Source organism: Kitasatospora sp. NPDC022856, assembly GCF_055561235.1.
This window is the reverse complement of the sequence record NZ_JBVHHE010000005.1, coordinates 47745-59539: the sequence shown is the minus strand read 5'-3', so window position 1 is coordinate 59539 and position 11795 is coordinate 47745. Positions and strand designations below refer to the sequence as shown.

Sequence of the window (11795 nt, the reverse complement as noted above, 5' to 3'; positions counted from 1 at the left end):
CCGGCAGGCTGGAAGGGGGACCGAATGGCGTCGCACCGTTCAGGAGGAGCCATGGACGCGGCCGAGCTGACCGGGACCTACACCTACCGGAGCTTCCTGGAGCTGCCGGACCCGGTCCAGGACTTCAACAGACTGCGGTTCGCGCAGTTGGAGCTGAGACTGACGGCCGCGCCGGACGGCACCGTCAGCGGCCTGCTGGTCTTCCCGGCGCCGCCGGGCACCGAGGCCGAGGCCATGGTCATGACCGGCCAGGTGTCGGGCTCCTCGCCGGTGGCCTTCACCCTCACCGGCAAGGGCCGGCCCGGCACCCCGATCTCGGACTTCCACTACGACTACGACGGCATCATCCTGCACCACTGGGACACGGGGGTGAACCAGCGGACCACCCTCGCCGGCACCGTCCTGCGCGCCGAGCCCCACGGCACCGGCGAGAACCTGGCCCCGGCCGGCCAGACCGCCGGCTTCCTCGCGGTGAAGCGCAACGCCTGACCCACCCCGGGCCGGGTCCGGCAGGACCTGCTCCCACCACGGCCGGGCCGATCTGCCACCGGCCCCGCCGTTCCAGGGCTGTTCGTCCAACTCCCTCCGCCCACAAGACAACTGAATCACCGCCAGTCATGCTCATGCTCGCAGGAGCTGTCCAGGCGCAGGCCCTACTATCGGTGGCGACACACGACTGACGCCGCGTCGGCGAGTCGTCCACCGTCACGCCTGCCCCACCAGCCACCCCTGCAAGGGAGCACCGTATGCCCCGGAGCCGGAAGCTCCATCGCCTCAGCAATCCCGACACCAGCGAGCGGCACGCCCAGCGGATGCTGTTCCGCCACCTCCGCGACGACACCAACGCGAACCGCGGCCGGATGGCCAAGCGGGTGCGCGAGCTCCAGCTCCTCCTGGCGATGGACCCGGTCGAGTTCGAGCAGCTGATAGCCCGGCTGATGGAGGCCATGGGCATGAAGGTCGAGCTCACCGCCCGCTCGCGGGACGGCGGGGTGGACGTGCGCGGGATCGACACGGATCCCTTCCGCGGCGGAAACGTGATCGTGCAGGTCAAGCGGTACCGGGACACCGTCACGCCGTCGGCCGTGCGGGACCTCTACGGCACGCTCCAGCACGACCGGGCCGCGACGAAGGGCGTCCTGGTCACCACCAGCCGGTTCGGCCCGAGCTCGCACCAGTTCGTGGCGGGCAAGCCCATCACCCTGATCAACGGCGCCGAACTGGTCGGCCTGCTCAAGCACCACGGTTTCCACGAGGTGTTCGCGGCCGCGCACCACGACTGCGCCGATGACGGTGCCGGTGACCGGGGCGGCGACGGCCTGTCCGGGATCGAGCTGGCCACCGAGCCCGCCCGGCTCCTCCTGCACTGGACCGGCGAGGAGGAGTACGACATCGCCGCCCTGGTGTGCCAGGGGAACAGGGCACTGTCGGACGAGCACCTGGTCTTCTACAACAACGCCTCCACGCCGGACGGTTCGGTCCGGCTGGTGACCGGCTACGGCGACGCGAACGCCTGTCTGATGGTGGACTTCGACGCGCTCCCCGCCGACGCCGACCGGCTCGTCATCGTCGCCGCGGCCGACACCGCGAACCGTCCGAGCGCCACCATGGCCGGGTTCGCCGGACCGGCGCTGATCCTCGAAGCCGGCGCCGACCAGGCCCCGGCCGTCGTGCACCTGGCCGACGGCGCCGAGACCAACACCGCGATGCGCCTGGGCCGCTTCGACCGCGACCCCGCCGGGAACTGGGACTTCACCCCCGCCCTCGCCGGCTACCAGGGAGGACTGCACCAGGCCGTCGTCGCCTACGGCCTGGAGGTCGAGGACGCGTAGCCCCCGCCCGGGCCCGCGCCCGCCCCCGGCGTCACGCCGACAGATGGGCCTGGGCCACCAGGGCCGCGACCAGGCCCGCCGTGGCCAGCAGGAGGAGGGCCGCCGTCCAGGGGCGGCGGGCCCAGGCGGCCACGGCCGCCAGGACGAGGACGGCGGCCATCTCGCAGCCGATGAAGTCGCCGTCCCGCCGGTGCAGGCGGCGGATCGCCTCCTGCCCGGCCGGGCCGTCGTACGACCGGGCCCAGCCCTCCATGCCGGAGTCGAAGAGCCGGGCGACGAGCGCCCCGGCGACGATCAGCAGCAGGAGGAGGCCCAGGGCCACATCGGCCCCGGTGCCGGTGCGCGCGGGCCGCCGCAGGCGCCCGGGGCGGGAGGGGGTCTCGTCCATCCGGCGATTCTGCCAAGCCGCCCGGCCGGATTCCTGAGTACCCGTACTCATCTCCGGGCGCGGGCGGGATCATGGCCGGATCCGCCGGGCGGGGCTGCCGCGACGGGCATCGTTTCCCTACGCTCAACCGTCATGCGTATACCCGCCCCCGCACTGAGGCGCGTGCGCCTCATCGCCGTCATCGCCCTGTTCCTCGGCCTGCTGGGCTTCGGCCACCCGGCCTCCGCCGCCGAGCCCCCGCCGTCGTTCACCCTGAGCGTGGACCACCCCGTCGTGACTCCCGGCCAGGTCGGCACGCTGACCGTGACCTTCACCAATCACCAGTCCAGTGACGTGCAGTTCCTCTACGTGACGACCTACGCCTCCGAACAGACCTCACCGACCCCGGCCGGCTCGCGTCCGGAATTCGTCTCCTGCACCGGTGACGCCAGCGCGTGCGGGTTCGAGCAGACCCTGTCGTACTTCAACATGACCGCACCCGTCGTGCCCATCGCCCCTAACGAGAGCCGCAGCGTGCGGCTCGCCTACCGGTTCACCCCCGAGTCCGACTGCCACAGCCCCTCCGTCGTCGCCTTCGGCGTCCTCTACTTCTACTACGAGTACGCGCAGGGCACGCAGACCTACGAGGGCAGGCAGTGGATCGAGGCGGGCGGCAGCCCGACCATCGCCATGACCTGCCCGGCCGCCGCGTAGCACGGACGCGCCCCCGGGGCCGGACCCGAGTCGGGTCCGGCCCCGGGGGCGGGGACGGGGACGGGGTCAGGGCCGGATCGCGGACCAGGTCGCGGGCAGCGGGTCGAACCAGCCGATGACGCGGCCGCCGGGATCGTGAACCGACCGGGCGTTCGCGACGGGCGCGACGTACAGGTCGTCGACCCGGCGGGCCAGGGCGGCGATGGCGACCTGGAGCTGCATCCGGGCGAGGGCGGCGCCCGGGCAGTGGTGGGTTCCCATGCCGAAGCCGAGGTGGGCGTTCTCGCCGCGCCCGATGTCGAAGCTGTCCGGGTCGGTGAACGCGCGCTCGTCCCGGTTGGCCGCGCAGAGCGCTCCCACCGCGACCTCGCCGCGGCGGATCAGCGTGCCGCCGACCTCGACGTCCTCGGAGGCGTAGCGGGGGAAGGTCGAGGTGCTGTGGAACGGCGTGAAGCGGATCAGTTCCTCGACGGCGGAGGGTACGAGGTCCGGCCGGTGGCGCAGCCGCTCCAGCTCGGAGCGGTGGTGCATCAGCGCGCGTACGAAATTGGACAGCATCAGAACGGTGTTCTGGAGCCCGGGCAGGAGCAACCGCAGTGCGGCTATGACCAGTTGGCGGTCGGAGAGCCGCTCCTCGCCCTCGCCGCGGGCCCGGATCATGGCGCTCAGCAGGTCGTCGGCGCTCCGCCCGGCCGGGTCGCGGGCGGCGATCAGCTCCGCCAGCCGGCGGGCGAGGGCGCGCCGGTCCTCCTGGTCCGCCCCGGACGGGGGCGACGCGGTGGTGGCCGCTCCCAGCAGCCTGGCCCGCACCCCGGGGCGCTCCCCGGCGGGTATGTCGAGCAGTTCACAAAGGACTTCGGCGGCAAGGGGTTTGACGAATCCGGCCATCAGATCGGTGGTCGCCCGGGCCCCGGGTGGCCCGCCACGGTCGAGCCGGCCCAGCCCGTCCAGCAGCTCGTCGGCGATCTTCTCGGTCGCCCCGCGCAGCCGCTCGACCTGCCGGGGCTTGAGGCCGCCCCTGGTCACCCTGGTCACCTGCGCGGAGGTCGGCGCCGGCTCCCGCCCGGGTGCTGCCGCCGTGTTCGCGCCGGTGGCGGCGACCGGGCAGCGCGCGGCCGCGTCGGCGGCCGGACCGGCTCCGTCGGGCGGGGTGGCCGGGTCGGCCGGCGGGGTCAGCCCGAAGCGGCTGTCGGTCAGGATCCGGCGGACGTCGGCGTACCGGGAGCAGAGCCACGCCGAACCGAGGTCCCTGACCTCGACCCGGCCGAGCCCCTCGGTGTCCCGCAGGCCGGCGTAGCGGTGATCGAGGTCGAGGAGGTGGGGCTCCCCGAAGGGGTAGCGAAGCACCTCCGGTGCGGATTCGGGGTGAGTCACCGTTCGTTCCTTCCTGCGACGCGACGGGCTCGGGCGGCCTGCGTGAGGCGTGCGTGAGGTGTGCGGACCGCGGGCGTTCAGGAGCGCGGCGCGACCTGCCAGCCGAAGCCGTCGTCGTCGCCCGAGGCCCCGCGGCTCCCGGCGGCCGGGGCGACGGCGGTCGCCACGAGGCGGGCGGGCGACCGCCGCATGTCCGAACCGGCCTTGGTGCCAGCGAAGTTGCTCATGGTCCTGCCTCCGGGGGGTGCGGCGTGGGTGTCGGAAACCTGTATACAGGGGCTTTCCGGGCTGGTCAGCAGATTGCACCGGCCTCGGGCCGACATGGCAGGGACAGTCCGCCCGGGCGCCGGGAGGCCGGTTCGGGCCAGGCCTTCGGGGGTGCAGGAAGTGACCACTACCGCCCGCTCCGACCCGGGCCACAGCATGGGACCAGTCAGCAGCCCGCTGACGACCACCAGCCGAAGGAGACTGCGATGTCCGCGTTCGAGGAGCTTGAGGAACTGGTCAACACGATGGCTGCCGCCGAGCCGGCCGAGGTCGACGAGGACGGCCTCGGCGACGTGGCGTGGAAGGTCTCGTACTCGACCTTCTACAACAACTAGCAGTGCCGGCAGGGGCACTCGCCGCACCGCGCCGGAGGACCTCCTCCGGCCGGGCGACGGGTGCCCCTGCCTCGTCCGCCGCACCGTACCCCTACCGTCCGTGCGCGATGTGCGCCTGCGGATCCGCCCGGCGGGTCCCCGTCGATCCGAGGAGCTCGACCATGAACTTCGTCATTCCGGACGAGAAGGTCCAGCAGGGCGTCAAGGTCCTGCTGGACGACTACGTCCTCGTCAACAGCACCGACACCTTCGTCATCACCTACACCCCGGACAGCCGCGACCCGGCGGCCTGGCTGGCGCTCGCGCTCCGGCACCGGGGCTTCACGGCGCCGATCGTCCCGATGCGCAAGCTGGAGGACCCGGAGTTCGCCGGGCGCCTGGAGGCGGTGCTCCCCGACCCGGAGACGCTGCCGGGCCGTCTGGTGATCCTCACCCTGGAGCGCGACACCATGTCGCACTTCAACGTCTTCGAGAACGCGCTGCGGAGGTTCGGCGGCGACCGCACGATGATCCTGCGGATCATCAGCGCCTCCACCGCGTTCTTCACCAAGTCCCTCAACCTGGCGCCGGCGCAGCTGACCCGGTTCAACGCGACGCTGCTGGAGCGGGTGAAGCCGGCCCGCAAGGTGCGGGTCACCAGCCGGGGCGGCACCGACCTGACGATCGAGCTGGACGCGGACAAGTACCACTGGATCAGCAACCGGGGCGTCTGGCGGCCCGGCGGCTTCACCATCCTGCCGGCCGGCGAGGTCGCGACGTACCCGGTCACGGTCGACGGCGTGCTGGTCGCGGACGGCGCGTTCAACGCCAACATCATCACCCCGCTGAACGCCAGCCTGGCGGCCAACCCGGTCCGGGTGGAGATCGAGAACGGCCAGGCCGTCTCCCTCACCTGCGCCGACCCGGAGCTCGACGCGATGTTCCAGCTCTGCCTGAACAGCCCCTACGGCCGCAACGTCGGGGAGTTCGGCCTGGGCACCAACCGGGGCATCGACGAGTTCATCACCGCCAATTCGCACATCAACGAGCGGCGTTGCGGTGTCCACCTGGGCTTCGGCCAGCACAACCAGCGGGTCAGCAAGGTCCCGTACATCGCGGACGTCCACCTCGACCTGATCACCGCCGGCGCGCTGGTCTGGGTCGACGACGACCCGGAGCCGATCGACCTGGAGACCTTCACCGCGACCGACGCGGAGCACCCGGCGGACGCCCTGGACGAGGACATCACCGGCGACTGCTGCGGCCTGGGCTACGGCCAGCTCGAAGGCCTGGCCGCGTGCGTCGTCCCCGGCAGCCCGGTGCGGGTCCAGCGATGACGGCGGCGAACGGCACCGCCACGGTCGCCCCCGCGCCCGCCGCCGGAGCGTGCGCCGAGGTCTCCGCCCAGGTCTCCGCCGAGGTCTCCGCCGAGGACTTCGCCCGGCGCGGCTACGTGATCCTGCGCGGGGTCCTGGACGCCCCGGAGGTCGAGCGCGCCCGGGCCCTGTGCTCCGGCTACCTCACGGGCACCGGCTCGCAGGAGATGCTCACCAGCGACTTCCTCGCCGACGACTTCCTGGCCGGCATCGTGCTGCGCGAGCGCGTGGTGCGCGCCGCCAAGGAACTGCTGGGCGAGGACCACCCCGTGCTGTACCCGAACTGCACGGCGCGCAAGAACGTGTACGTCCCCTGGCACGTCGACGCGACCTTCGTCGGACCGACCGCCTCGTACGTCTGGGAGCCCGGGTTCGCCCACGTCCAGTGCGGGCTGTACCTCCAGGACAACGACCCGGTCGGCGGCGGCGGCATCGACGTGGTGCGCGCCTCGCACCTGATGTCCTTCGACGGATACGGCACCACCGAACCGGAGTTCGACATCCCGGCGCGGACGGTGGGCGAGTCGGATCTCCGCGAACGCGTCGATACCCGAGCGGGCGACGTCGTGATGTGGAACGCTCGTCTGATGCACACCAGCACCACCGTCCTGCGGGACCCGGGCCGGGAGAAGTTCGGGGTCTTCTTCAGCTACGCCCGGCCCCATGTGCGCGACAACCACCGCTTCCTGAGCCAGATCGCCGTGGACTCGATGCGGACGATGAACGGCGTCTCCCGGCTGATCCCCCGGCTGGCCGAGATCGCCCGGATGCGCTATCCGGAGAGCTTCCCGGCCTGGTTCGCCCAGGGAGCCTCCGACGCGGGCGTCCGCATCCCCACGCTCTGAGAGGACCGGCGTGAAAGGACGAGCGACGTGACGACGACGGCACTGGCCGGCGGGGGTGAGCAGACCGCGGACCCGCCGGTCTTCCCCGACCGGCCGTTCCGGGCCCTGTGGGCCGCGACCGGTCTCTCCCAGGTCGGTTCGGCGGTCAGCAACGTCACCATCCCGATGTGCGCGGCGGTCACGCTGGGCGCCTCGGCCCTGGAGATGACGTCGCTGGCGGTGGTCGAGGTGCTGCCGTCGCTGCTGATCAGGCTCCCGGCGGCGGCGTGGTCCGACGGGCTGCGCCGTCCGCGCGCGCCGATGATGGCGGCCTGCAACCTGGTGCAGGCCGCCATCATGGGGTCCGTACCGCTGCTCTGGTGGCTCGGGGTGCTGCACATCGTGCTGCTGCTGGCGCTGACCGCGGTGGCCTCGGCGGCGCTCGGGGTGTACTCCGCGCTGTCCAGTCCGCTGCTGGTGCAGATCGTCCCGAAGGCGAACCTGGTGGAGGCCAACGGGAAGATCTCGGCGACCCGCAGCGTCGCGGACATCAGCGGGCCCGCGCTCGGCGGCGCCCTGCTCGCCCGGGTCGCGGCGCCGTACGTGGTGCTGGTCGACGCGCTCTCCTTCCTGGCCTCCGCGGCCCTGCTCACCCGGGTCCGGCCCGCGAGCGCCGACGCCGGGCCGGCCGACGCGGTGGCCGGTGGGCCCGCGGGCGCAGCCGGTCCCACCGGAACCGCCGAAGGCGCCGTGCCGGCCGAGCCCGTGAAGACCGCGGAGACCGCGAGGACGTCCACGACCTGGAAGCAGCGGCTCGGCGCCGCCGCCAACGTCCGCCTCGCCCTCGCGATGGGCCGGCAGTCCGGGGTCCGGGCGGTGGTCACGGTGTCCTTCGTCAACGGGGTCACCCAGCCGGTGCTCGTGCTCTTCCTCGTGCACGCGGTGCACATGGGGCCGTCGCTGATCGGCTCGCTGCTGGCACTCGGCGCGGTCGGCGGGGTGACCGGCGGCATGCTCGTCGGCCGCGCGCAGAAGCGGTTCGGGTCGGGCCGCACGCTCGCCCTGGGCACCGCCGTCAGCCTGCTCTCGCTGGCCCTGCTGCCGTTCGCCGCCTCCGGGCCGAGCGCGATGGCCGGGCTGGTGCTGCTGGAACTCGCGGGCAGCTTCGGGGGGACGCTGCTGATCGCCAGTGTCTTCGGCAGCCTGCAGGCCGCGGCGCCGAAGGACCGGATCGCCCAGGTGATGGCGATGGCCTTCGTCCTGCTGCAGGCCGCCAGCCTGATCGGGGTGCCGGTCGGCGGCGCCCTGGCCGTCGCCTTCGGGACGCGGTGGGCGATGATCGCCGCGTTCGCGGTGATGGCCGCCGCACTGGGCCCCCAACTCGTCCGCTGGGCCCTGACCCGGTGGGCCCCGGATCCGCCCATCATCCTCTGACGGTCCTTCGGGAGCCGGCCCCCGCCCGGGGGCCGGCTCCGGGGGCCGGGCCCTGAACTCCGGCCCCCGGTACCGGTCCGGCCGCCCACCCACCCACCGCGGTTCCGGTTCCTCGGAGCCGCGGTGACCGCGCGGCGGCACCGGCCCGGGACCGGCTCGCAACGACGTACGTGAAGGGGTCGGCGTGAGAACGCGACGCGTGAGGTCTGACCAGCCGGCCGGAAGGGGTCCGGGGCGCGACGGCGCCCGAGCCCCCCGGACCGGACCGCACGCCCCGGCCGGGAGCGGGTCCACCCATGTACTTGACCAAGACCACGGTTGACACCCCGGGCGCCGCGCCGCAGTCCGCGCGCGAGCTGCACCGGCACCTGCTGTGCAGCAGGGCCGGCACCGACTGCCTCCAGCACGCGCGGATCGACGTCCATGAGGGCTTCGTGGTGTTCAACCTCTATGTGCAGGCCCGCGACCTGCTGGACGCGGCGCGGGTGGCCGAGCAGCTCTGCTGCCGGACCATGGCCGGCGCCGGAACCTGCCCGAGCTGGGCCGTCCGCTCCACCGAGGTGGGGCCCTGAGGCCGCCGGGGACCGCGTTACTCCAGGTCGTCCGGGGTGATCCAGGCCCGCGAGACGGCCTGGGCGCCGGCCTGGAACCTGCTGCGCGCACCGAGCCTGGTGTGCAGGTCCGAGGCGACCCGGCGGGCCGTGCGGACCGAGACACCCAGCTGCCGGGCGATCGCCTCGTCGGTCAGCCCCGCGGCCAGCAGCCTGAGCACCTGGCGCTCCTGGCCGGAGAGCCCGACGTCGTCGCGCCGGCGCGCGGCGCCGAGCACGGTCGCGGACCGCCAGACCGAGTTGAACAGCGCGGTGAGGGCCGTGATGATCCCGACGCTGGAGATCACGACCGCCGCGGTGCCCTGCTCGTCGGCCGTGTCGAGCGGCACCACGGCCACCCGCCGGTCGACGATGAGCATCCGCAGGGGCAGCGACGCGGTGGTGCGCACCTCGCTGCCGAGCCCGCTGAGCCACTGGGCGTACTCCAGCGTCGGCCGGTGGTTGCGGACACTGTCCTGGTAGACCGTGCGCAACCGCACCCCGCGGTCGATCGCCTCGGCGTCCAGCGCCCGGCTGGCGTTGATGTTCTCCTCCGACTGGGCGCCGCCCGGCATGAAGGAGCTGGCCTCCCACTCGCAGCCGCGCGCGAGTTCGCTCAGCCGGTCCCGGATCGCCTCGATGCCGGACAGCCGCTCGATGCCCGGCTCCGTCTCGGCCGGGCGGCTCTCCGCGCGCTCGGCCAGCAGGGTGGACAGCGCGGCCGTCCCCTCCTCGATCTGCTGGTGCCGGCGGGCCATCTCGGCCTGCTGACGGGCCACCAGCGCCGAGAGTCCGATCTCCGGCCGGACGGCTCTTGGCCCGGGCCGGCCCGGGAACACCTGGAGCAGCGAGATGCCGGTGAGCTCGTCGAGCGCGACCCGGATCTGGGCGTGGTCCACGTCGAGCCGGCGGGCGAGGACGTCGAGGCTCTCGTCCGGGTGCTGGAGCATCGCGAGGTACACGGACTCGGCGAGGCTGCTCAGCCCAAGCCCTTCGAACATTGACCACTCCCTCCAGGGCTCGTCCGACCGTCCCGCCGGGACGCGGGTCGACCGTCCCGGCGAGGCGCGAATTCCGGACATGCCCTGACTCGGTCCGGCGGCTGACGTCGGCGCACAACCCCTGCTCTCGACGTGCACGCACTGAGTCCGGCAATTGACTTTCACAGACTGGCACTTGACGTGGCCACCCACAAGTGAGCCTGCGAGGGCAGGCCGACGGCGGCGGCGCCGGCGGCCGGTGCGCCCCCCGCCGCGCCCGCCCCGGGGCGGCCCGGCCCGGCGGCCCGTCCGGCATCGTCGCGGGTCAGCGGCGCTCCGGGGCCGGTCCTCGGCCGGGCCCGGGCCGGGCCGGTGGCGGGGCCGAACGCCCGGTGGCAGGTTCCGGCCGGGCCGCGGCGCACCGGCACGGGCCCCGGCGCACTCACCCCGGTAGCAGCGCACGGCCACGCGCCCGGCGCCCTTTCGCACCACCGTCGGCCGCCATTCCCGGCCGGCGGTGGTCACCACCGCGTTTCCGGTCTCCGCGCGGATTCCGGCCTCCGCGCGGGTGCGGGCCCCGCGTGCTTCCGGCCCCGCGCGCTTCGGTCCCCCGCCCGACCGCCGGCCGGTACGGCTACCGGGGCGCGGCGCCGCGCCGGGCCACCAGGTGGAACAGCCGGGCGAACCCGCGGTAGGGATCGCGCAGTCCGGCCTGCCACTCCAGCTCGCAGAGGTCCACGAACTCCTCCGGTGACGGCTCGTCACGGCGGTGGTCGGAGAAGACCCGCACGCCGAACCACTCCACCGTCGGAGCGCCGAGCCCGGCCAGCCGCCGGCCGAGGTCCTGCGGGGTGTCCGGCCGGGTCGGCAGGTACTGCCCGCCCCGCTCGCCGGACTCCAGCAGGGTCGCCAGCGCGCCCCGCCAGTCGCCCTGGAGCCCGTCGCGCATCGCCTGGGAGTCGCGGTTCACGGTGAGCAGCGAGAGCAGGCCGCCGGGCGCGGCCAGCCGGACCAGCGCGTCCAGCATCGGGCCCGGGTCGGTGAGGTAGAGCAGGACGCTGTGGCAGCAGACCAGGTCGAAGCCCGTCCCGACCAGGTCGGGCGCCGCTTCGCCCAGCCCCTGGACCAGGGTCACCCGCCGGCCGACCTCGGGGGGCTCCGCGGCGACCAGGTCGGCGGCGGCCCGCAGCAGGGTCTCGTCGTTGTCCACCACGGTCACCTCGTGCCCGGCCCGCGCCAGGAGGACCGCCTGCCGGCCGAAGCCGCCGCCGATGTCGACCACCCGGCAGGGGCGCTGCGGCAGGTGCCGGGCCAGCGCGCGGGTGACCAGGTCGAACCGGACCTCGCCGCGGATGCTCCGGGCGTGGTCGAGGTAGGCGTCGGCCCGCGCCTGCGCGGAGTCCGTCCAGAGGTTCCGCTCCGGCCAGGCGGCGGGTTTCGTCATCGGGGGTCGGTCCCTTCCTGGATGCCGTCGTGGTGCGGGCGCCGCGGGACCTCGGCCGGCCGGTCCCGGAGAGGCGCCGCGCAGCCAGTGTGCTGCTCCCGACGGGCCGTTGTCCCGGGCCGGCCGGTGGCCGAAACCTGCACCGGCATGAACCGGCCCGTTCCGCCCGGTCCGGCCGCTTCCGCCCGGCCGGAAACCGCCCCGGGCGCCGGTTCCGGGCGGCAGCAACCGACCACTTGCGCGCCGGGCGCCGGACCCCGACCGCGCCCCGCGGGCCCC

Annotated in this window: 13 protein-coding genes; 8 read left to right on the top strand and 5 right to left on the bottom strand. The window is 73.8% G+C overall.

All coding sequences use genetic code 11. The features are described 5' to 3' along the window. Positions 1–51 precede the first annotated feature (51 nt). Both ACZ34W_RS08015 and ACZ34W_RS08010 read left to right on the top strand, forming a co-directional pair. On the top strand, positions 52–489 hold the full coding sequence (locus tag ACZ34W_RS08015) for a hypothetical protein (protein ID WP_329486290.1): 438 nt from the start codon (positions 52–54) through the stop codon (positions 487–489). A 257-nt stretch (positions 490–746) separates the two neighbouring features. Next, entirely contained in the window at positions 747–1832 is a 1086-nt protein-coding gene (locus ACZ34W_RS08010) for a restriction endonuclease (protein WP_465602549.1), read from the top strand. 31 nt (positions 1833–1863) lie between these two features. Here the strand turns inward: ACZ34W_RS08010 and ACZ34W_RS08005 are convergent, their stop codons facing one another. Then, positions 1864–2220 carry a DUF6234 family protein gene (locus ACZ34W_RS08005; RefSeq protein ID WP_465602547.1) on the bottom strand — a complete coding sequence of 119 codons (357 nt, stop codon included), beginning with the start codon at positions 2218–2220 and terminating at the stop codon, positions 1864–1866. Between the two features lie 132 nt (positions 2221–2352). On the opposite strand from ACZ34W_RS08005, the gene ACZ34W_RS08000 reads away from it, so the two are divergent. Then, positions 2353–2913, top strand: coding sequence for a hypothetical protein (locus ACZ34W_RS08000; RefSeq protein ID WP_465602545.1), 561 nt, complete (start codon positions 2353–2355; stop codon positions 2911–2913). A gap of 66 nt (positions 2914–2979) precedes the next feature. Here ACZ34W_RS08000 and ACZ34W_RS07995 read toward each other — a convergent pair whose 3' ends face one another. Both ACZ34W_RS07995 and ACZ34W_RS07990 read right to left on the bottom strand, forming a co-directional pair. Then, a complete protein-coding gene (locus tag ACZ34W_RS07995) occupies positions 2980–4287 on the bottom strand; it encodes a cytochrome P450 (RefSeq protein ID WP_329486294.1) in 1308 nt (435 codons plus the stop codon). A gap of 77 nt (positions 4288–4364) precedes the next feature. Then, positions 4365–4514, bottom strand: coding sequence for a hypothetical protein (locus ACZ34W_RS07990; RefSeq protein WP_465602543.1), 150 nt, complete (start codon positions 4512–4514; stop codon positions 4365–4367). A gap of 246 nt (positions 4515–4760) precedes the next feature. On the opposite strand from ACZ34W_RS07990, the gene ACZ34W_RS07985 reads away from it, so the two are divergent. The 5 genes from ACZ34W_RS07985 to ACZ34W_RS07965 all read left to right on the top strand — a co-directional run bounded on the left by ACZ34W_RS07985 (position 4761) and on the right by ACZ34W_RS07965 (position 9074). Continuing rightward, positions 4761–4889, top strand: coding sequence for a hypothetical protein (locus ACZ34W_RS07985; RefSeq protein WP_329486296.1), 129 nt, complete (start codon positions 4761–4763; stop codon positions 4887–4889). Between the two features lie 161 nt (positions 4890–5050). Continuing rightward, positions 5051–6205, top strand: a complete 1155-nt coding sequence (locus ACZ34W_RS07980; protein WP_329486297.1) for a 2,5-dihydroxypyridine 5,6-dioxygenase NicX family protein — start codon at positions 5051–5053, stop codon at positions 6203–6205. Continuing rightward, positions 6202–7089, top strand: a complete 888-nt coding sequence (locus tag ACZ34W_RS07975; RefSeq protein ID WP_465602541.1) for a phytanoyl-CoA dioxygenase family protein — start codon at positions 6202–6204, stop codon at positions 7087–7089. The genes ACZ34W_RS07980 and ACZ34W_RS07975 overlap by 4 nt, the downstream gene beginning before the upstream one ends. A gap of 27 nt (positions 7090–7116) precedes the next feature. Further along, positions 7117–8502 carry an MFS transporter gene (locus ACZ34W_RS07970; protein ID WP_465602539.1) on the top strand — a complete coding sequence of 462 codons (1386 nt, stop codon included), beginning with the start codon at positions 7117–7119 and terminating at the stop codon, positions 8500–8502. Between the two features lie 296 nt (positions 8503–8798). Beyond that, complete coding sequence (locus tag ACZ34W_RS07965; RefSeq protein WP_329486300.1) at positions 8799–9074, top strand: hypothetical protein; 276 nt, start codon at positions 8799–8801, stop codon at positions 9072–9074. Between the two features lie 17 nt (positions 9075–9091). Here the strand turns inward: ACZ34W_RS07965 and ACZ34W_RS07960 are convergent, their stop codons facing one another. Next, positions 9092–10093, bottom strand: a complete 1002-nt coding sequence (locus ACZ34W_RS07960) for a LuxR C-terminal-related transcriptional regulator (protein WP_329486301.1) — start codon at positions 10091–10093, stop codon at positions 9092–9094. Between the two features lie 613 nt (positions 10094–10706). Then, positions 10707–11516 carry a methyltransferase gene (locus ACZ34W_RS07955; RefSeq protein WP_329486302.1) on the bottom strand — a complete coding sequence of 270 codons (810 nt, stop codon included), beginning with the start codon at positions 11514–11516 and terminating at the stop codon, positions 10707–10709. Positions 11517–11795 lie beyond the last annotated feature (279 nt).